At 30.0% G+C, this 22,622-nt stretch carries 19 protein-coding genes; 1 reads left to right on the forward strand and 18 read right to left on the reverse strand.

Going from position 1 to position 22,622, the window contains the following annotated elements:
- Nucleotides 1-15: 15 nt before the first annotated feature.
- Complete coding sequence (locus ACFQ5N_RS10380) at nucleotides 16-1,341, reverse strand: UDP-glucose dehydrogenase family protein (protein ID WP_386809432.1); 1,326 nt, start codon at nucleotides 1,339-1,341, stop codon at nucleotides 16-18.
- A 297-nt stretch (nucleotides 1,342-1,638) separates the two neighbouring features.
- Here ACFQ5N_RS10380 and glgP point away from each other — a divergent pair, with 297 nt between their 5' ends.
- Nucleotides 1,639-3,282, forward strand: coding sequence for an alpha-glucan family phosphorylase (gene glgP, locus ACFQ5N_RS10385; RefSeq protein ID WP_386809433.1), 1,644 nt, complete (start codon nucleotides 1,639-1,641; stop codon nucleotides 3,280-3,282).
- 152 nt (nucleotides 3,283-3,434) lie between these two features.
- On the opposite strand, the gene ACFQ5N_RS10390 is transcribed toward glgP, so the two are convergent.
- The 17 genes from ACFQ5N_RS10390 to ACFQ5N_RS10470 all read right to left on the reverse strand — a co-directional run bounded on the left by ACFQ5N_RS10390 (nucleotide 3,435) and on the right by ACFQ5N_RS10470 (nucleotide 22,622).
- Nucleotides 3,435-4,823, reverse strand: coding sequence for an exopolysaccharide biosynthesis polyprenyl glycosylphosphotransferase (locus ACFQ5N_RS10390; protein WP_386809434.1), 1,389 nt, complete (start codon nucleotides 4,821-4,823; stop codon nucleotides 3,435-3,437).
- Nucleotides 4,824-4,853: 30 nt separating this feature from the next.
- Complete coding sequence (locus tag ACFQ5N_RS10395; RefSeq protein ID WP_386809435.1) at nucleotides 4,854-5,597, reverse strand: glycosyltransferase family 2 protein; 744 nt, start codon at nucleotides 5,595-5,597, stop codon at nucleotides 4,854-4,856.
- Nucleotides 5,598-6,881, reverse strand: a complete 1,284-nt coding sequence (locus ACFQ5N_RS10400) for a phenylacetate--CoA ligase family protein (RefSeq protein WP_386809436.1) — start codon at nucleotides 6,879-6,881, stop codon at nucleotides 5,598-5,600.
- Complete coding sequence (locus tag ACFQ5N_RS10405; protein WP_386809437.1) at nucleotides 6,881-7,885, reverse strand: glycosyltransferase family 4 protein; 1,005 nt, start codon at nucleotides 7,883-7,885, stop codon at nucleotides 6,881-6,883. The genes ACFQ5N_RS10400 and ACFQ5N_RS10405 overlap by 1 nt, the downstream gene beginning before the upstream one ends.
- 7 nt (nucleotides 7,886-7,892) lie before the next feature.
- Nucleotides 7,893-9,239: an O-antigen ligase family protein gene (locus ACFQ5N_RS10410; RefSeq protein WP_386809438.1), complete on the reverse strand. Its 1,347-nt coding sequence runs from the start codon at nucleotides 9,237-9,239 to the stop codon at nucleotides 7,893-7,895.
- Nucleotides 9,229-10,305 (reverse strand): glycosyltransferase, encoded by a 1,077-nt coding sequence (locus ACFQ5N_RS10415; protein ID WP_386809439.1) that lies wholly within the window; start codon nucleotides 10,303-10,305, stop codon nucleotides 9,229-9,231. The genes ACFQ5N_RS10410 and ACFQ5N_RS10415 overlap by 11 nt, the downstream gene beginning before the upstream one ends.
- A gap of 151 nt (nucleotides 10,306-10,456) precedes the next feature.
- Nucleotides 10,457-11,791, reverse strand: coding sequence for a glycosyltransferase family 4 protein (locus tag ACFQ5N_RS10420; protein WP_386809440.1), 1,335 nt, complete (start codon nucleotides 11,789-11,791; stop codon nucleotides 10,457-10,459).
- Nucleotides 11,791-12,345, reverse strand: a complete 555-nt coding sequence (locus ACFQ5N_RS10425) for a serine O-acetyltransferase (protein ID WP_386809441.1) — start codon at nucleotides 12,343-12,345, stop codon at nucleotides 11,791-11,793. Before ACFQ5N_RS10425 ends, ACFQ5N_RS10420 begins: the two co-directional genes overlap by 1 nt.
- Before the next feature lie 5 nt (nucleotides 12,346-12,350).
- The gene (locus tag ACFQ5N_RS10430) at nucleotides 12,351-13,343 is read right to left on the reverse strand and encodes a glycosyltransferase family 2 protein (RefSeq protein ID WP_386809442.1); all 993 of its coding nucleotides are present in this window, start codon (nucleotides 13,341-13,343) and stop codon (nucleotides 12,351-12,353) included.
- Nucleotides 13,333-14,352: an exostosin domain-containing protein gene (locus ACFQ5N_RS10435; protein WP_386809443.1), complete on the reverse strand. Its 1,020-nt coding sequence runs from the start codon at nucleotides 14,350-14,352 to the stop codon at nucleotides 13,333-13,335. The genes ACFQ5N_RS10430 and ACFQ5N_RS10435 overlap by 11 nt, the downstream gene beginning before the upstream one ends.
- A complete protein-coding gene (locus ACFQ5N_RS10440; protein WP_386809444.1) occupies nucleotides 14,345-15,886 on the reverse strand; it encodes a glycosyltransferase family 2 protein in 1,542 nt (513 codons plus the stop codon). Before ACFQ5N_RS10440 ends, ACFQ5N_RS10435 begins: the two co-directional genes overlap by 8 nt.
- Before the next feature lies 1 nt (nucleotide 15,887).
- Nucleotides 15,888-17,033 carry a glycosyltransferase family 4 protein gene (locus ACFQ5N_RS10445; protein ID WP_386809445.1) on the reverse strand — a complete coding sequence of 382 codons (1,146 nt, stop codon included), beginning with the start codon at nucleotides 17,031-17,033 and terminating at the stop codon, nucleotides 15,888-15,890.
- Nucleotides 17,030-18,424: a UDP-glycosyltransferase gene (locus ACFQ5N_RS10450; protein ID WP_386809446.1), complete on the reverse strand. Its 1,395-nt coding sequence runs from the start codon at nucleotides 18,422-18,424 to the stop codon at nucleotides 17,030-17,032. Before ACFQ5N_RS10450 ends, ACFQ5N_RS10445 begins: the two co-directional genes overlap by 4 nt.
- A gap of 206 nt (nucleotides 18,425-18,630) precedes the next feature.
- Entirely contained in the window at nucleotides 18,631-19,452 is an 822-nt protein-coding gene (locus ACFQ5N_RS10455) for a polysaccharide pyruvyl transferase family protein (protein WP_386809447.1), read from the reverse strand.
- Between the two features lie 6 nt (nucleotides 19,453-19,458).
- Nucleotides 19,459-20,340, reverse strand: a complete 882-nt coding sequence (locus ACFQ5N_RS10460; protein ID WP_386809448.1) for an N-acetylneuraminate synthase family protein — start codon at nucleotides 20,338-20,340, stop codon at nucleotides 19,459-19,461.
- Nucleotides 20,341-20,461: 121 nt separating this feature from the next.
- On the reverse strand, nucleotides 20,462-21,625 hold the full coding sequence (locus ACFQ5N_RS10465) for a cytidylyltransferase domain-containing protein (RefSeq protein WP_386809449.1): 1,164 nt from the start codon (nucleotides 21,623-21,625) through the stop codon (nucleotides 20,462-20,464).
- 88 nt (nucleotides 21,626-21,713) lie between these two features.
- On the reverse strand, nucleotides 21,714-22,622 hold the full coding sequence (locus ACFQ5N_RS10470; RefSeq protein ID WP_386809450.1) for a hypothetical protein: 909 nt from the start codon (nucleotides 22,620-22,622) through the stop codon (nucleotides 21,714-21,716).

Genomic DNA, 22,622 nt, shown 5'->3' on the forward strand with positions numbered 1-22,622 from the left:
TAAATACTGTTAAACCTATTCTTTCCCTATTTGGAAATATTCAAAACCTTTATCTTCTAATTTGAAGATATTGTATTGATTTCTTCCATCAAAAATAATAGGAGTATTTAATTGTGCTTTGATTTCCTCAAAATCAGGAGAACGAAACTCTTTCCATTCTGTTAATAAAATTAAGGCATCTGCATTTTGCAACACTTCATATTTAGAATTGCAGTATGTTAGATTTTCAACATCTTTTAAATAACACTCTTTAGCTTCCTCAATTGCTTTTGGATCAAATGCTTGAATTTTAGCACCTCTTTTCACTAACTCATTGATAACATAAATAGCAGGAGACTCTCTCATATCATCAGTTCCTGGCTTAAATGCCAATCCCCAAATACCAAATATTTTACCAGTTAAATCTTCTCCAAAACGTTTTACTACTTTTTGAGCAATTACTAATTTTTGTGCATCATTTACATCTTCAACAGATGAAATTAATTTAGCCTTGTACCCGTATTCTTCAGCAATTTTCTTTAAAGCTTTAACATCTTTTGGAAAACAAGACCCACCGTACCCTGCACCAGGATAAATAAAGCTGTAACCAATACGAGAATCAGATCCAATTCCTACTCTTACTTTGTTTGCATCTGCACCAACTTTTTCACAAATATTTGCAATTTCATTCATAAATGAAATTTTTGTTGCCAACATTGCATTTGCAGCATATTTTGTCATTTCAGCAGAACGAATATCCATTGCAATTAAGCAATCATGCGACATAAAAAATGGGTGATATAATTGTTTCATTTTGTCAAAAGCATAATCTGAATCAGCGCCAATCACCACACGATCAGGCTTCATAAAATCACTAATAGCAGCACCTTCTTTTAAAAACTCTGGATTAGAAACTACATCAAATTCCAAAGAAGACCCTCTCTCATCTAAAACTCCTTGAATTGTAGCTTTCACTTTATCAGCAGTTCCCACAGGAACTGTTGATTTATCAACCACAACTACTCGTTTCTGCATAGTTTCTCCTATTGATTTAGCAACAGCCAATACATATTGTAAATCAGCCGATCCATCATCACCCATTGGCGTACCAACAGCAATAAAAACAACTTCTGCATCTTTAATGGCTTCACCTAAATTAGTTGTAAAAAACAGGTTTCCAGCTTTTACATTTTTAAGAATCATTGGTTCTAAACCTGGCTCATAAATTGGTATGATTCCATTTTTCAATTTTTCGATTTTGTTTTCATCAATATCTACGCAGGTAACCTTATTACCCATTTCAGAAAAACAAGTCCCAGATACCAAACCAACGTATCCTGAACCAATAACTACTACTTTCATATATTAAATTTTTATTAAAGATGAACTATCTTTAGGGTTTAACAAAAATGTTTCTACACAAATATAACGAAACTTTTAAATTGAATCATTTTAAATTAAGGAAATATTAAACATTTATTCTTCCATTTCTTACTGTATTTTCAATAAATTAATGAATTCCTATCATATATATCCAAATTCAATCTAACACTAAAGGGTAAAATACCACCTAAAAAACTTGTTTTCTGTTAAAATAGCACAGTAAAAAATCACTAAAAAACTTTACTTTAGTTTCTTCATTTAATTTATTCAGTAATTATGACTAGCACATACAATACTTGGTATCACCCTTATAAAGTTGCAAAAGAATACCAAAAGAAAGTTGCCTATTTTAGTATGGAATTTGGAATCCATCAAGCTTTAAAAATATATTCTGGAGGTCTTGGTTTTTTGGCCGGCTCTCATATGCGTTCTGCATTTGAGTTGAAACAAAATATGATTGGAATTGGAATTCTTTGGAAATATGGCTATTACGACCAAGCTAGAAATGAAGACCAAACGTTACGAACTGATTTTATAGAAAAAACATATAACTTTTTAGAAGACACAGGTATTGAAGTTGAAGTTCCTTTACACGACAATCCTGGTGTAAAAGTACGTGCTTATGTACTAAAACCTGAAATATTTGGATGTGTACCGATGTATTTGTTAAGTACCGATGTTGAAGGAAACGACCACCTTTCAAGAACCATCACCAATCATTTATACGATTCTAATGAACTTACACGAGTTTCACAAAGTATTATTTTAGGTATTGGTGGTGCTAAAGTTGTTGAAGCGTTAGGTGGAGCGGATATGTATCATTTAAACGAAGGACACGCACTACCAGCATTTTATTATTTACGTGACAAAGGTGTTCCTAAAAAACAGTTTGCGTTTACTACACATACGCCTGAAAAAGCCGGAAATGAAGAACGTGATGGCCGCCATTTAAATCGTTGTGGGTTCTTTGGAAGAACTTTAGCTGAAGAAGAATTAAGAAAAGAAATGGTGAATGATGGTATGATTAACTACACCGTCTCAGCATTAAGAATGGCTAATATATCCAATGCCGTTTCTAAATTACACGCTATTGTTTCAAATAATATGTGGAAAGGTTTTGAAGGTGTTTCAGAAATTATTCCTATTACCAATGCACAAAATCAAACCTTTTGGCAAGATACCGATATTAAAAAAGCTTGGAAAAAGAAAAATGTAAAAGCTTACCAGAAAAGAAAAACAACTTTAAAATCTGAACTTTTTGATGAAGTGTTGAATCAAACTGAAAAGATTTTTGATCCTAATGTATTAACCGTAGTTTGGGCAAGGCGTTTTGCAGGTTACAAAAGAGCAGATATGTTATTGTACGATATCGAACGTTTTAAAAAGTTAATTTCTAATGAGAAATATCCTATTCAAATTATTTGGGCAGGAAAACCATACCCAAAAGATTATCAAGCTATAGAAACATTCAATCATTTAATAAACTTCTCTAAAAACACCAAAAACCTAGCTGTATTAATTGGGTATGAAATGGACTTATCCCGTAAATTAAAAATGGGATCAGATGTTTGGCTAAATACACCAAGAATTACGCGTGAAGCTTCTGGAACAAGTGGTATGACAGCTGCTATGAATGGCTCTGTAAATCTTTCTATCAATGACGGTTGGATTCCTGAATTTCAAAAAAATGGTGAAAATTGTTTTGTACTTCCAGAACTAGATTACAAATCTCCTGTTTGGGAACAAGATGAAAAAGATTGTGCCAACTTGTTTGACATTCTAGAAAATGAAGTTTTACCAACCTATTACAACCAGCCTAAAAAATGGCAACAAATAGTTTGGAATGGTATAGATGATGTACTTCCTGAATTTGGTAGTCATAGAATGGCTGATCAATATTATAAAGAATTGTACAAGTAATTTTATTCACATAATACTTTAAACCTAACAGGTTTTGAAAACCTGTTAGGTTTAAAACTTCTAAGTCTTTCGAAAAGATAATAACTAAAAGTCGCAGACAAGCTCAGACTTACATTGATACAATTGAAAAACGATCCGATTGAATTGTAAGTTTAAGTCCCTCTAAAAAACAACACTGTACTAATGGTCTTGATTACTATTTTTAAATCCAAAATCAAATTTCTTTCTTTTATATAGTACAAATCAAACCATAATTTCTCTTGCTGATCTTTTACCGAACTCGCATAAGGATGCATTACCTGTGCCCAACCTGTTAACCCTGGTTTTACCACGTGACGTAATGCATAGTAAGGTATTTGTTGTTCTAACTTCTTAACAAATTCAGGACGTTCAGGTCTTGGTCCAATTAAACTCATTTCGCCTTTTAATACATTTATAAATTGAGGAACCTCATCAATACGCGTTTTCCTTAAAATTCTACCAAAAGGAGTAATACGTACATCACCTTTTTTAGACCAAACTGCACCATTTTCCTCGGCATTAGAAACCATGGTTCTAAACTTTATAATTTTAAACTCATTTCCTTTTTGACCTACCCTATTTTGAACATAAAAAAGGGAGCCTTTATTAGATATTAAATTCAGTAAAAAAACAATAGGTATTAAAAACAATAAATAACAAATTCCTATCAAACTAAAAAAGATATCTAATAATCTTCTAAAGGCAAGGTATAAATTGTTTTGATGACTTTTACTAAATGAAAAATAATTGTAAAAATTAGCAACCAATTGATTTTCTGAAATTTTAAATGTTTCTGTCTCCAAAAAACTATCTACACTTTTTATATTTACCCCTTTCTCAAATAAGGTAATTAATTGTGCATTTATATTTTTATTATTGAAATCATTTATTGTTGAGCAAATTACTATTTCATTAATTCCCAACTTCACCACTAATTCTTCAATATTTACATTTTCAACAGCAAAAAACTGCTTATCTGGATGATTTTTTAATGCCGTATTGGAGACATAGCCCACAAACCTATTACTTTCATATTGTTCTACTTTCTCTAAAAGCGATGCAATTGCACCATCATTTCCAATTAGCAGAAAGTTTTTTAAAAATCTTGGTGAAAAAATAAATTGAATATAAAACAACCTATTTAAAACTACTGCTCCAAAAATAGTAAATGTAAAATAGACAATTTGTAATCTATTTGTTGGTAAAACGGGAGACACTTTAGGGGTAAACACAAAAATGAGTGCCGTAAAAGAAATGGTGAGCACCAAACTTCTCAAGGATAAATAATGATCACTTGCTGTTTTTAATCGAAATAATTCAAATATTTCCCCAAAAAAATAATAGTAAACAACTAGGACTACCAACCAAGTAACTACAGATGGACTTTTAAAGTTAAAATACTCAAAATTAAAATACAAGCTTAACAAATACAGTCCAGAAACCATAAACGCCACATCTAAAACACGTAAATATATTTTACGTTCAGAAATACTAAAATGAAAGTTATTTTTTTGAGGCATTTAATTTCTTCATGTAATAATTCAACATAATTATTTTACTATTTTTTTGAAAATTAATATGAAAATCAAATATATTGATTTCAAGCAATTGATTTTTTCAAATCTACGATATACAATCCAATTGTACCTAAAAAGTTTTAATTTATTACTAGATACTGATACCTTTCGTTTAGTATAAATTCCTAAGCTATCTTCAAGTCCGTAAGCGTTTATATTATTTTTAGTGATTTTTAACCACATTGCCCAATCTTGCCTTTTTTTAATCTTCGGAAAATAAATTTTACCCAAGGTTTTAACGTGATACATTGCTGTTAAACAACCAATATAATTATTAGTTAACAAATCACTGTATGTAACTTTTTCTTTTGCTTTTATAAATTTTGAAGACTTTCCATCTTCAGTGATTGAAACATACGAAGTAAAAGAGACAACATAATTATGTCTAACCATAAATTCCAATTGCTTTTCTAATTTCCTTGGTATCCATCTATCATCACTATCTAAAAAGGCAATAAACTCACCATTACATTTTTCAATACCTTTATTTCTTGCAATTGCAGGTCCTTTATTTTCAGGCAAAACAATCCTTTGTATTCGTGAATCAAGCTTAACAAAAGAATTAATGCTTTCTAATGAAGTATCTGTTGACGCATCATCTATAATCCAAAGTTCCCAATTGTCATATGTTTGTGTAATAACACTTTCTATGGAAGCTTTTATAAAACTACCAGCATTATAATTAGGCATTATTATTGAAATTAAGGGCTGTTTCATTTAGTTAATTGTTGAAATAAAACTTTGTGATTTTTTTTTTTCGGAACAAATTTTTTGATTGTCTTGAATTTGATAAGTTACATCATGTTGAAAATAACGTTCAATTTCTTTCCGTAGTATATTTATTTCTGCTGAAGAAATCTTTTGTTCAATTAAAAACAATAATTCTCCTTTTTGATGTTGTTGTACTTGATACGTGAAGTTCAATCCTTTCAAACCAATATTTTTAAAGATATAATAAAAATATAAACTCGGATAATCTTGTGTTTTCCCAACAACCATTGCTCCTTTTCTACCATTCACTTCTTCTAAAATAGGGTGATGCAATCCACAGCTACATTTTTTTTCTTTTGGAGCTAATGTAATATAATCTCCCAATCGGTATCTAATTATTGGAAATGAATGCATTTGCAAGTTAGTAACAATAATTTCATTATTTTCTTCTTCTACCAATACTCCTTCCATATTGATATGCATATTTCCTTTAGGGCATTCAAAAGCTATAATTCCAGTTTCGGCAGCACCATATTCACTAATCATTTTCATTCCAAATGCTTTTTGAATCTCTGATTGATAAGACTCCTGAATTTTTTCAGAAGTTCCTTTTACCATTTTCAACTGTTTTGGTTTTGAAATTTGATGTTCATTTATATATTTAGCAACACCATACACCATAGATGCATACCCATGCAGATATGCTGAATTTTGTAATTTAGTTACAAACGACTTTAACTCATCGTCCTTATAACTAAACAACCGAAACCTATTCTGTAACCAATCCAATAATTTTGTTTTCAATTTTGAAATTCCACCAAAATTAAAACCCCAAAAATAACCATTCCGTTCCCAAGGCTTTACATGATACCAAGAATATCCTCTAAAAATAGCTGCTCTATTAAAAGAATCTGCCTTTTCTTCCCTTTGAAATTGTAAAGACTCACCTGAAGTTCCTGATGTACTACAGGAAAACTTCTTTTTGAATTCTTTTTTGGTGTGAATTTCTTTATTAAAAGCAATCAATTCCTTTTTTGAAATACAAGGTAATCGCTTTAAATCATCTAAACTTTTAATATCTTCAGGAACAATTCCTGCATTTGTAAAAGCATTGAAATAAAAAGAAGAATGATGGTATGCAACACTTAACAACTCAATTAATTGATTCAATTGATAGGCTTCTAACTTCTCTAGCGACCAACTTTCAGCCTGTTTTAAAAACATAAAACGCTCATCTAAGGAAGGATTCCTAAGATATTGCCCTATTTTAAATAATACTTTCCAAAACATTACTTTAATATTTCATTCCATTGTTGTTGTACCTTGCCACTATCAAAACTCTCTACTAATTTTCTTGCATTTTTACTTATTGCAATTGCCTTTTCTTCATTTTTAAATAATTCTATTATTTTGCTCGTCATTTGTTGCACATTCTTTTTTTCTACTAACAAACCGGTTTCATTATCATCAATAAGATATGAAATACCTCCAACCTTAGTAGAAATAACAGGTAAACCTAACGCCATAGCCTCTAAAACACTTACCGGCGTATTGTCAATATTTGTAGTATTTATAAAAATATTGAAATCCTTCGACTTTTCAATCCAAGCTTCCTTTGAAAGATACCCTGTAAACTCAATGGAATTTATCAATCCTTTTTTTAATGCAATTTCTTTTACTTTTTTTAAAGAACCATCTTTATCTGCTCCAACCATACAAAGCGTTGCATTGGGGTAAGTTGATTTTAACAATTCTAATACCAATACAGCCATTGAAGGATTGTAAATAGCATCAAAGGCTCGTACCCACAATAATTTAGGCTCCTGAAACACATAATTTTGAAAAGAGTATTTCTTCAATTCAATAGCATTGGGTATAAACCTTGTTTGAAATCCCTTCCTTTGAAATTCCTCTAACAAGTAACTAGAAGGAGCAATATTTACATAAGCATTTTTAAAAATGAACTTAGATAACTTTGGATTATTTTGTAATCGTTTCGGCAAATTACCACCATGTAAAATTGGAACATAAGGAATTGAAAAACACCTTGCCAATTGTGAAATTACCAAGGCATAATAGAAATTCACAGTGCTATAGGTATCTATCAAAATATAGCTCGCTTTTAAATTTGATAATACACCCCAACACATATGCATCAATCTCATTATTCTAGAAGATTGATTTGAATAAATTTTCACATGAAAACCTTTAGCCATTAACAACTCACTTAACAAATTTAAAGTTGTTGGATTTGCCGATTTTAAATGATTCCCTATGTAAATAATTTTTTTCAAGCTCTTTTTAAACAAAGTTTTCAGATTCTTCTGAGCTGCTAAAGTTAATACTAATTAAACTCAAACCATATATAAATGCTGGAAAAGCAATCCTCATTGCCGAATGATTGATAGTTAAAAACCAGAACAATAAAAACGCACTTAAAAAAGCACGTGCTAAATACGGCTGGTTTAAAATATGGATTGCAGGAATTGTAATTAATATGATTAAAATAATGAGTCCAATCATTCCATGTTCACTTAACAATCTACTCACTTCGTTGTGTGAGGCGGCTACAATACCTTCTTCATCAACCCTATCATATTTTGACCCACCAACACCAATTCCAAAAAATGGATGTTCATAAAAATTATCCAACTCATTTTTAAAAAGATCAATCCTCCCTGTACTTATATCTTTTTTAGTGATACCTGCTGCATTTTTATTGGTATATCTATTCATTAACATACCTCCTGTAGCATCTACTGTGTACACAAATAATGCAATACTAAACAAAGAAACGAGTCCGGCATATTTTACAAATTGCTTTAGCTTATCCTTTCTAGCTAAAATAAAATAAAAAATAAAGGCCGTTAAAGCAATCAATGCCGTTAGCATCCCACCTCTTGACAAGGTAATTAACCCCCTGTATGACAAATACATAAACAACAATACATCAAAAGGCAAAGCAGAAAAAATACGCTTTTTAAAAAATAATAACACCGCTAAAATAAAAATACCCAACCCTAAAATTGTTGATACTTGATTTGGTCCGTACCCACCTGAAGCAGCGAAATTAGCTCCTCCTCCAAAAGAAATTTGACGTACATCTGGCGACTTAAAATATAACAAACTAAGCATAGAAATTACAGGTAGAAACATCACAAACAACATATGCAACAAGTTCTCTACTGAAATTTCTCTTTTATAAAAATATATCGCACAAATTCCCAATAAAAAAGGGCCGCTTAAATTAAACGCAATTGCTTTACGAATGGATTCATTAAACGGAATATCTATAAATGCAATACCTATTAAAAGTAATAATATATACAAAAGATAACTTACAGAAACATGATGCCGCTTTTGTTCTATATACAACCCTGTGGCTAAAAATAATAATACGGCATATTTTGGTAGTTCATAAAACAACATGCCCCCAGACATTCGAAATAATACCTCAGCACCTACCATATAAGCACTCCATAAAACCGCTTGATTTTGATCATTTTTAGACTGGACAATATTTCGAATAGCAATAACAACAATTAACAAAGAATAAACTTTACTTATAAGCCCTGACAATAGTAAAATTCCCAAACCTATATGGAATAAAGCTAATAGTAAATGACTACTTTTGTTCTTAATTTGCATTTGTATAAATCTTCATTAATTGCTTGATGTAGGCTTCTTTGGAATAATGCTTCTTCACATGATGATACAATTCTACTCCAAATTCGTCTCTTTTTGTGGCATTTGTTATTAATTCATTAATAGCTTTCGCAAGTGCTTCTTCATTTTCTTTAGGAACAACCAACCCATTTTTATTATTCGTAATTACACTTCCACAATCCCCTACATTTGTAACTACCACAGGTAATTTCTTCAACCCGTATTCTAATAACGAAACAGGCAACCCTTCTGAAGAAGATGCTAACACAGCTATTGTGGTCTGTGATAATATATGAGCAGTGTCTAAACAGCTTCCATACAAAAATACATGATTTTCTAAACGATGTATTTTAATAAACATTTTTATTTCTTCTGAATACCCATCTAAAAAATCTTTACCCACTAAATGTAGCGTCCACTCTTGATGCGATGTGTTTTTGATAGCAAAAGATTTTAATAAGTTTAAATGATCTTTTTGGGGTCGTAAATTTGCCATACAAACAATACGCTTTCCTTGTTCCCCTTTTAAAAATGTTGTTACTTTTTCACTTGGATTGAAATTGGCAAAATTTTGAATAAAACTTTGATTTCCAACTACTAAATATTTTTGATGCCATTTTAACAACAAACTATTCACTGCAATAGAGGCAGTAAAAAAACGAGAGAACCAACTTAAAGGAAATGTTGACCGCTTTGCTAATTCCTCACTTAATCCATAATGATCGTGCCAAATCAATTGTAACTTAGGGTTTAGTAACTTCATTACAAATCCCATAAAATAAGAAGAAGAATGTGCGTGTATAATGTTTATTTGATGATGACTTAAAAATTTATTTAATGTATAAATAGCTTTAAAATCAACAATGCTTTTTTTACCTAAAAATAAATATCTTGTACTGGAAGAAATCTTTTTCTTTAAATCACCCTCAGAACGTGTTGCACAGATATAGGATGTTATTCCTTCCTCAGCCAAAGCATTTGAAATATTTACAGCCATCATTTCTGCACCACCAGGTGTTAAGGAGTCTATAAGCTGTATGACTTTCAAGTTTTGTTTCATTAATTTCTCAATATTCTATCATTCAAGACTTGTTCCAAGGTATGTTTAATCTGAAATTACAAGTGTAATTTGAATTCCAATGTTTAAGATTCCCAGTCAGCTGGGAATGACGTTCAGTTTCTAATCAAGAGAATCCCAATCAAGTTTGAAATAACCTTAACAACTTTCCAATTTCCATCTCAAATTTCTCTAAGGTAAACTGCCAGGACCACTCAATCGCATTTAGTATTTGCTCTTTATATTTTCCTGAATTTTTAATATAATTTTCAATAACCCATACAATTTCATCCACATTTGCATTTACAATAGCTCCTCGATTCCCATTATCCAACATATATGGAATACATGACACTTTTGTTGTAACTGGCAAACATCCCCAAAACATAGCCTCAGCAACAACTTTTGGCCACCCTTCTGATTTTGAAATAAACACTAAAAAATGTGCTTGCTGATAAGCCTTTTTTACAACTTCTTTAGCCTTATTTCCATGTAAAACAACAATATCTTCTAAAGAATTACTAACAATATATGTTGAAAGTTTCACTCTTTCAACACCATCACCAAACATATCTAATTGTACCTTATAACCCTTTTTATGTAATTCATGTACCACATGAACGCTTAATAAAGGTTGTTTCCCTGGCACTAATCCGCCTACGTACATGAACTTTAGTACGTCTTTTTGGTCAGATACATCACATCGACTCTGCACAAGTTGACAATTAGAATCGCCATACTGAACTCGTTTCAGCATCTCATCATTAACTTCCTTGTTATAATTGCCAGGAATAAACGACCTGGTAATCTTATCATTGAACTCTACATCATGAGTCCCTTCGACAAGCTCTGGGTGATGTTCCATACTGTCAATCTGAGCTTGTCGAAGACTTTCAACTTTTTTAACTATATCAATTTCTTCCATTTCCTTTTCAGCGTAACTTGCAGTAAAAAAAGGAATTATATTCTTACTTTGATTCGGCCATTCCCCATAAACCAATACCTTACAATTTCTTGTTAAAAACGTTTTTGAAAGTATCCACTTCTGTAACTTATAACTCCAAGGCTGTTTACTTTTAGGGTCCCAATTCCCTGCATACTTAACTGTCTTAGGTTTCTTAGGAAATAACATTTGTACAAAACAACCTAACAACCCAATATTTCCGGGGCAACGCAAGTGAATATGATCTGCCCATTGCATCGCATTGTATATTTGAATACATATTTTAGGAATATAATAAATACTTTTTAAAACATTATAAACTGTTGTAAATGAAATTTCTTTTATGGGATAAACATTAATTTTACTATTAAATTCAGAAAGTAGTAATTCTTTATGGTATTCAATTGGTGAAACTATTCCTAATTCATCAATAAATTTAGACCAAATATTTATTTCATTCACATAAGGAGCATATGAATAATATTCATTTTCCTTATTTAAAGTAGGTGCATTTGTAATAATAATAAATTTCATTAAATATACCCTTTAGAACCTTTATTTGATATTTTAATAGCGGGAACACCTAACAAAACAGCACTCTCACTTGCATCTTCTGTTACTAACGAACAAGCCCCTATTAAAACATTATTAGATATTTTTATGTTACCGGCAACTACAGTGTTCGCTCCAATGTATACATTATCACCTATTTTTGGAACACCTCTATTTCTATCTAATCCCGAAACACCAATAGTTACACCCTGAGATATATTACAATTATCTCCAATTACTGTATTTGCATTTAAAATAACACTTCCAAAATGACCAATATAAAAGGAATGTCCAATTTGAACGGAAGCAGGAATTGAAATTCCTGAAATAATTTCTATTCCCTTTTGCCAAATTAATAACCCCACTAAACAAACTTGTCTAAAAACAGGAATATGAAGAGTTCTATAAGCTAAATTTGCTACTCTATATTGAAATATTGCCCAAAACCCTTGTGTAAAAAAAAGTATAGATATGAAATTTCCACCATACTTTTGATACTTTTGATAATCAGATTTTATCAATTTTAACACATTCATTTCTATTATATTTGCTTAGGTTTATTCAAAAATAATGAAAACCACCCTACCAATCTACCTAACCCTTCAGTAAACGCTTCTTTTCGTTTCTTTGTTGTAAATACATTTGTGAATCGAATTACAATTAGCAGTAATACAATAGCGCTCCATTTTAATCTTGCAATTATTCTTGGCTTAGGAAACTTTACTCTCCACACGTACCAACCATTGCGTACTACCATTTTCCCATATTGGTATTTATTGGGCCTACCATCCGGGTGATGATGGTGTTCTAATTGAGCTGCTGTATTTATATATAGTTTACCAATTTCAGCAATTCTTAAAGAAAAATCAGCGTCTTCATACAAACCATAACCTTCAAAATAAGTTGAAAATTGCAGTTTTTTAAATACTTCTATTCGATAAGAAGCGACCCCCCCCATTAATTGTTCAACTTCATATATTTTTCCAGATGGTGGTAAATAAGATACCGAACGGCCATTTGAGAATTCAGGCATAAATCCAGGCTTGGTATTATCAATTAACCTTAATTTATTTCGTAATATAAACCTACTTCCTTCTTTCCTAATGTAACCATCAAAACCATATTCGCTATTAGTTAATGCTCTATTTGACTTCAACCAACTTATTTCATTACTAATATAACCTCCAACGGCCAATGCTCCTGGATTATTACTATATGTCTCAATTAATTCTTCAAAATAATTATCAAACAAAATGATATCATCATCTAAAAAACAAACCACTTCACTATTTGTTGCTAATTTTGAAATACCAAAGTTCCTTTGCTTGGTTAACCCTCTCTCTTCTTTTGACACTAAATAATAACTGAGATTTCGGAACTTTTCTGCTTTTAATACATTCTTTGTTGCATCATCTAAAGAACCATCTACAATAATAATTTCATTGGGATACAATGTTTGTTTCCCAACTGAATTCAATAAAGTTATCAATGCTTTTGGACGTTGGTACGTACAGATGATTAGGCTAAATTTCATTTTTAAAAATCAAATAAATTTGAATAAAATAATTTTCTATAATTAAATAATTCTTCCATAATTCTCTATTATTTTGTTGCTTTTTCTTAAATTCAACTTCATTAATATCTTTATGAAATTCTAGCAATTTAGTTTCAAAATTATACTTGTTTACAAGAATACAATGCTTGCTCCAATCTATTATATGCTGTAAAGGTAAACGAATATCAGTATCTATAATAACAGGAATTCTTCCCATAGCCAATGTTTCATAAAACCGAATAGAAAAATTACCAGAACCTCTCAAACAAAATGTATAGGAATTTAATTGTATATTTTTATAAAATTCAAAGGTTGTTTTTTTTATCTCATCTTCTGTTCTTGCTCCTGCCCTATATTTCTTTCTATAGATAAAATTCGTTTCTATAAAATTTGACGCTTCAATCTTTTTTAAATATTTGAATCGCTTAATGCTTGAAGGATAAAAAGATTGATAATCACAATATTTTTTTCTAGCGAGCCTTCCAATATTAAGTTTTAAATAAAAAAAGAACTCTTTTAAATATTTTATCAAACTTCCATCTGCATTTCCAACAAAACCAATTTGTGGCTGCATTGTTTTTTCTAAAGGTTCAAATTCTTCTTGTAAACACTCATAAGGATCGGTGGTGTGTCCTGGTAAAACAAATGTTTGCTCATTTAACTTACTATGAAAACCTCCCAATCTAAATGTATATACATTTTTTTTTAGACTGATTCCAAAATCACCCGCACTATAAACCCATACTTTCTTTTGCAAATGACTAGCTTTCTCGATAAAGTTAAACAACCTTGCGGTGTTATTACTTTTATAATAATAGGATATATCTACTGGTACAATTACAATATCAGCATCAAAAATATTAGTAACAAGTTTATAATAACTTTCTATTTTCTTATTTTTAACAAACCATAAGTCAAATAAAAGAGGGAAAATTAATGACCTAAATTCTTCGTTTAAATATTTTTTATCTGTATAAATATTAAGCATTATTACTTACTTTTTTTGCCCAAACGATACTCGTATTCCACTTTTCTTGAAAAGACTTATAAAACGAAAATGGCATTTTAAAGTCGCCCTTAAAATATAACTTTAAAAATAATAAAGTTTTATAACCTTTCAATTGCTGCTTTGAATCATACTTTAATTTCAAAAGCATAATAGTTGGTGATGGCTTCGGTTGAATTACTTCATTATCCCAAGCCAATTTTGGTTTTATTCTAAAACCACCCATAGGCGCATGTAAATGACTAATATTTAAATTAGGAAAATAAATAATATCATATCCTTTATGACGTAATTGCATTCCAAAATCTGAATCTTCTCCATAACCAAATTCAAAAGCCATATCAAATACAACATCTTTTAAACAGCTTGATTTTACAAAACTAAATCCTGAACCAAAAATTGTAGTTTGATTTATTATTTTATATTTAATTTTCTCTTCAGGTTTTAAACAAGATGTTATCAATGAACAAATATTATACTTTTCAGAATAATTCATACCTTCACTAATTAGTCTACTTTCAAATCGTATATCATCATCTGCAAAAAATACCCATTCACTTTCAACTTGACTCAATGCTACATTCCTTGCATTACAAGCTCCAGGTTGGTGTGTAAAGGTATGTTTAATGGTAAAAGGCCAATCTTCATTAGTGAGATAATCTAATTCTGACTTACTATTTTTAATTGGGTTTTGCTCAACTATTATAACATTTTTAGGTAAGTACGTTTGTTTTTTTAAATCGCACAATACATTGTATAAATAATGTTTACGACCAATCGTAGGAATAATTACATCTATTGTTCCTTTATTAATATTTTTCACATTAGTATTAACATTAATAGCTTTTAAATTTACACATAAATTTCTCTTTGATTTTTTGAACAATGCTTGTAATAATGGAAACAACGAAATCTTCTTTTCATAAATGAATTCATTTAAAAACAATAAAAATAACCAACGTAATTTATAATGTTGCTTAACAAAAGTGTATAAACTAAATTTTGAACATTTTGGCGCAATGTTTTCATATTTTCCTTGTAGTAAGGATGGTTCAGAATAACAAAATAAACCACTAGGCATTGCTAATTTTGCCAATGAATTTAAAAAATAATCAAAATCTAAGGTTGGTTGAATTACCTTTTGTAGCGCATTTAAAACAGCGGCATGAATTACTCCTACAGTACTACTCATTTGCCAAGTTGGATACTTAACCGATTTATTAATGTTTATAAACGGAGATTGTTCAACATATCCTATCGCGTCTACAAAGTAATTATTTTCTGAAGGATTATACGAAAGCATCATTCTATGATGAGACATAAAATGATGTACATCTTCTAAATTTAAATTATCCTCATACAATTGATGACACCAAAAAATCAATTCTTCAGGAAATTCCTTCGCAATATCTATAAATATTTCAGCAATTTTATTGTTGTATTCAAACGGAACACTTCCTGTTTTATTGGATATAACTTTAGTTACCTTTAAATTATCGTGATAAATTACAATCATTTTATTCAATTAAAGCTTTATAAAATTCAATATTCTCTTTAACTATTTTATCAATGTCAAATTTGTCTTCAACGCGTACTCTGGCATTTTCCCCAATTGCCTTTCTTAACGCATTATTTTGTAACAAGTCAACAATTTTTGAAGCATATTCAATATGGTTATTGGGATGCACTAAAAAACCACTTTCACCATCAATAATCAATTCTTTTGCCCAACCAATATTACTATTTACAACAGCCTTTTGCATAGCCATAGACTCAATGGTTACCATTCCTAAAGTTTCTGCATAGGTAGGAAACACACATACATGTGCCTTTTTGATATAATCCTGAACGTTTTCATAAGGAACACTCCCTAAATAGGTTACATTTTGCAATAAATCATCTGAAAATTCTTTTTCTACTAAATTCCAAGTTGATGATGAATTAGTTTTGATATCTGGAGCATCTCCTCCTATTAAAACCAAATGCGCTTTAGGATAATTTTTAAATACATTTTTCATTATACTTGGAAGTTCCAACACTCCTTTCTTTCGAATAATAGTACCTAAATATAAAATAAGTCCGTCTTCAAATTTGCTTGTTGGAATTTTATCAAATTTATCCAATTCCAAACCATAATGTATAGTTTTAACTATCTTATTTTTAATATGAAACAAACGTTTCGAGACAATTCCTGCATAAGATGTTGGAGCAATAAATGCCTTTGCTTTTTTAATCGCTAATCGCTCAAACCAATAATTTTTTAACTTCTGTCTTCTCTTTTCCAAATAACAAAAATAAGTATCACTTCCGTGAAAGCGAATCACTACCGGAATTTTAAACTTCATAAAAGCTGTAATACCTGTCCAATCGGGCGCTTCTAATAAACTTATCTGCTCTTTTTCTATTATATCATTACAATAATCTTGAATATGTTTTCTATAAAAATACCATTTCCCAAAACGATAATTTTTGTTTTCTATCAAATGTATTGTTGCGCCTTGATCTATAAAGATTTTGCTGCTATTTTGAGCATATAAAAATACTGTTATTTCATGACCTTCTTCAACCAAACCTTGAACCAAATTTTTAATGCTTGAACCTAAACCTGCAGAATGACCTGTGTTTTTGTGTGGATACTCAGGAGTTAAAAAGGCTATTTTCATTCTAGTATTTCTTTTATAGCTTCCCAAGTCTTTAAAGATGCTTGAGCTGAGTTCTTTCCCGCAACAATTTCAAACCACTTCTTACCTTCATCTAAATTTGTCAAAGATCCATCTAAAATTAATTTAACCTGACCTTCTAATTCCTTTTTATCAGTACAAAAAACTACTGCCTTATCACTTGGCATACTTCTAAAATGCACATACTTATAATTTTGACCAATATCGCGAATACCTTTTTTTAATTGGGGTTGTTCGTAATTGTAATAAATACAAGGTTTATTATGTAAAACAAAGTCAAATACTGTTGATGAGCAAACATTGGTTACAAATTCACTATGTTCACATACATTATATAACATTTTAAAATCTTCCTTCGTTGGCAACACTTCATTCCATTGTTCACCTACTTGCTTCCAAATAGGATCTAATATTTTTATAATATCACTATACTCTTCAATCACTTCACCATATCTATCTGTAAAATCAACAGGGCATTTTCTATAAATAATCCCTAAATTATACTCTTTTGTATTTAAATTACGAACAGCAATTGCCAAATCTTCTAAATAATATTGATCTAATGGAGAAGTTGTTTCATCATCCCCTGAAAAACAAATATATTTTTTATTTATATCTAATTTATATTCCTTTAAAAACTCTTCTCGTGTTTGTAACAGTTGATCATCATAATGGGGTACGAATTGTGGAGTACCTGTAACAAAAACCTGTTCTTCTTTTACAAATGAATAATACTTTAAAATTTCCGACTTCATTAATTCACTCCAAACAATATAATAATCTGCATCCGCCACCTGCATGGCTTTGGGAACATTATCCCAAGAATATACAAATACTACTGTTGGTATATCTAAGTCTTTAGCTGCTAACAAAGCACTTATAGATTGTGTTGCTCTTTGTGTAGTACAAAAAACCAACGATGGTTTATGCTCAAGTAATTGCCTTTTACAATAAGCATATTTTGAAGTTTGTCGCTCTAACTTTTCTATTTTTTTTCGTACCATTACTAATCCTTTTTCAGAATTATTCAAACCTATAAGTAATCTTATAAAAAGAGTTTTTATACTGTTAACTAAACCTTTATAATTAAAAGGGAACTTATAAGTTTCATAAACTGTATCCTTAAATTTTCTCTGAGAAACATTTAACTCTATATGCTTTTTTGCTCTAGCATATAGTGGAGTTAAAGGATGAATTTTATGACTCTCTATTTTAACTTCATTAAAACCTAAATTATCTTTTAAAGAAAACACCGTATTATTCCAATAATAAATATCAAACCCCATTCGCTCTCCAACTTCCTTAAAATTGGTAAAAGCAAAATTTCTTAAACCAACACCATCAGGAAAAAATACAAATACTTTTTGTTTCATACTTTACTTCAAAATTTTAATATGTTTTACAAACTTACACTTTTATTGTAATTGTGTATTAAATTCTAGTGAGAACATATAACAGTAAGAGTTTATAGTATAAATAATGTAACTCAGCTCCTTTTCACAATTCTATTTAATTAGATTCTTTAAATTTTAGAAATATTAAAAATCAACAATGTAAACATAAAAGCAATGACAAACTCTTAATTTTTAAACGGACAAACAGCCATCAAACCTTTTTTTAGATTTTCAATACTTTTTAATAATGGTAAGCTAGGGTATGTTTCAAACAATTCGTTTAACTCTTCATAGGTATATTCAACAGTTCTAACTGTCGGTTTGTAAAAAGGTATAGCAACAGACTCCATGTAATCTTGATACTTTATATCATCTCCAAATACTTTATCTGAAAACTTTTGCCACACAGCAGGAATTTGATAGGCATGTGCAACTATAACTCCGTGTAACGATGCTGAAATATTTTTTTTACAACTTAATATTTCAATCGTTTTGGCTTCAACATCATTGGTCATTAAATCTATTATGAAAACATCACTACTTCCTTTAAACCAATCTTTTACAAGATGCATATCATTATAATGCGGAATAATACCATACTCATATTTCTTTTGAATATTTGGATTAAAATAACTTGGCATTAACAATGCTGGATCACCGTAAATTTCAGGAACTTCAAATCCTTGAGCTATGAGATGTTTTCTTGTTTGCGGTCCTCTTACGGCTAAAAAATGTGCGTAAGAAATTGTATACTCTTTAGAAATTATTCCACTCCCCCAAACAATACAATTCTTATTAATATGGGTTAAAATACTTCCCACAGTAACATAAATTGACGAAAACCAATTAAAAATTGAAAATGCAGATGGTTGCACCCACCTTACCTCTTTACCTGAAATTTTCTCAACTAAATATCGACCAATTAAATCACCATAATTTTGAAACTTTTTTCGCTGAATTTTAACTTCATCCCACCAAAAAAGCCTGAGTTTATTTTGAAACCACATGGTGTTTTATACTTTTTTATTTTTCAATTTATCTCTTTGCACCAACTCAATCGGCAAAATATCTTGATTTTTATACTTTAATGCTTTAAATACAGCATTTAAATCTCTAGATAATTTACGAAGGCCCATTGGCTCTAAAGAAGCTGCATGGTCAGTACCTTTCCAAGTCCTATCAATTGTATAATGCCGCTCTATAATAGAAGCTCCCAACGTAAAGGCTGCAATATCAACTGCAATTCCTAAATGATGACCTGAAAAACCAATGTGTTTTACTTTATCTTTATAATTTTCCAGTAACAATTTAATATCTAACAAACAAACATCTTCAAAAGGTACTGGGTAACCAGAAGTACAATTATATAATACAACATCCTTACTTCTTCTATGTTGAATAAAAAATTGAATCAATTCTTCAATTTCTTTTTTAGTGGTCATTCCTGTTGAAATATGAATTTCTCCAAAATAATGATCACAAAGCCACCCTAACATCTCAAAATTATTGTTACATGCAGAAGGAATTTTTATAAATGACGGATTTAAAGATGCTATTTCCTTGGCGGAAGTTACATCCCAAACAGATGTTGAGTATACAATCCCAATCTCTTCACAATAATTCTTTAATTCAGCATGTTGCTGAACACTAAATTCTAAATATTCTCTATGCAAACCATAAGTTTCACCATACGAATTTAAAGGATTTGGATGAGGTTCATGATACTGTTTTTCTGTTAATAATTCTTTGTTATTCCTTTTTTGAAACTTAACAGCATCAACATCACAGAATATCTTTGCAACTTTAATTAGCTCTTTAGCTATTTCTATATCTCCTTTATGATTGCAACCTATTTCAGCAATTACAAAGGGTTTTGAATAATTATTTATCTTCATTTATTTAACTTACTCTTTTTATAGCTATTGTTTAACCATTTTATCTAGAACAATGGAAATTACCACTTGATACAATTATACTCTACTATTCTCATATATTCACTTAATGTGAAAACGAGAACTACTTAAAAAACCTCTTATTATAATTTAAAATAAACTCACAAGCTTCACGTATTGCACCACTTCCAGAATTCATAGTTAAAACAACATCAGCGTGTTCTTTTACAACAGTTGTAGCATTGTTAGGAGTTAAAGACCACCCCACACTGCACATATTTGCCAAATCATTTACATCATCACCAACATAGGCAATATTACCTAATTTAATATTATTATCAAGTATTATTTTTTTCACCAAAGCATATTTATCTTTAACACCTAAATACACCTCATTGATCTTTAGCTTTTGCATACGTTGAGCTACCAGTTCAGATTGTTCTGATGTCATCACTAAAACCTCAACTCCTAACTCCCTAAGAATTTCTAAGCCCATTCCATCACGCATATCAAAACTTTTTGTATGTTCTCCTTCTTTTGTATAGGTTATTGTACCATCTGTAAACACGCCATCTACATCCAATATCAAATGAGACACTTTAGCACTTTCTTTTTGTTGTTTCAATCTATTAATTAGTAAAGCCTCTACAATTGTCCAATCTGTTTCTGAATCAATTTCATACAATGATTCTTCAGGCATCTCAACAATCCCAATATTTCCACTTACTCTATTTTTTGAAGTTAAAAAAGTCTCTTTTGTAGTACAATAAACCGCTCCATTTTCTATCAACAAACCTTCAAAATCTTGCCTACGTGGACGCTTAAACACATCATAATTTATAGGTTTTCCTTCACTACTCCATGTAAATCGATGTGTATTTACCACTGTCAAAGAAGAATCATATCCATCCTTTTCAATTTTACTAAGTGTTTTATTAATATCTTGAGAAGTAGTTAAAGGCGATGTTGCCTGCAACAAGCAAAGTTTATCAAAATTATTGTTTAATTGCTCACTAAACTCAACTAATACACTTTCAGTTGAAGCAGTATCACTAGCATTTTCAGTGTTTCTCAAAAGCGCTTTAACTTTGTTTGTCCATTTATATTGACTCTCTACAAAGGCAATAATTTCTTTATCATCAGTAAAAATAAAAACTTCATCCAAATCTGAAAAAATAGCTGCTTTTAAAACCCAAGTAAACAAAGGTCTACCAACCATTTTACGTTTATTCTTATTTGGAATACCTTTCGAGTTTTTTCGTAATGGAATGAAACCTATTTTTTTCATGGTGCTAACATTAATTATATTGCAATTAATTGCTAAAATACACTTTTTTTTCAGATGAAATTATCTGTTTTTAAGATATAAATAACTCTTACTTTTTAGTTTTACTATTAAAAAAAACACTAATTTCTGAAGTGAAAATTTCAGCACCTATAGAAAACATATGCGTGTGATCTCTAAAAAATAAATTGTTTTTGTAATCGTCACATATTGTATCATACACAATTAAATGTTCCTCTGTATTTATTAATTTTTTAAAACGCTTTAAAAAATCCGTATCAAACTCTTGATAAGCAGGTGTAAAGACAAAATATAAATCTATATTATGCGTTTTACATGTTTTTTGCATTGATTTAAAAGACTTTAAGTAATCAGGATTTTCTTTAGTTATATCATAACCTTTAGGTTTTTTAAAAAAAGCTAAAGTGTCAGTTGATCTAGCCTTTAATAATTTTGAACCGTGTGAGGTCATAATATTTATTGGATAAACTATTTTTGGTTTTAAAGAAAAATCTTTCCGATCAATTTTTAATGAATATAAAAACTTAGAAATATAACTTTTTTTATTACTTTTTATTAATTTATCATTTATCCAGCTATAATTTTTTAAGGGAGATAACCTATCGTATCTAAATTTTAAAGAATTTTCGATTAAAAATTGATGCCCATTGTCAATTACTAATAAAACTTTTTTAGGCTTTTTATTATGTAATAAAAGAGCTTCAAGAATAAACTCATGAAACGTAACATTTGACCCTCTATACGACAAATTATAAGTACTTAATCCTGTTTGATCTTCAAGTTGTTTTGCCGAAATATTATTTGCACCTCTTGACGAGCCAATAATGACTAAATCCTTTTCCATTTCTCCATCAAGAATTAATTGTAGCCTTTTATCATATTCCTTATTTGGTGCGTTATGTATAAAATAATACAGTCCTTTCTCTAATGTAAAAAAAATAATTCCAAATACTAAAATATATTTTAAAAACAACTTCAT

The sequence above is a fragment of the Lutibacter holmesii genome (assembly GCF_042679665.1).
Taxonomy (GTDB): Bacteria; Bacteroidota; Bacteroidia; order Flavobacteriales; family Flavobacteriaceae; genus Lutibacter; species Lutibacter holmesii.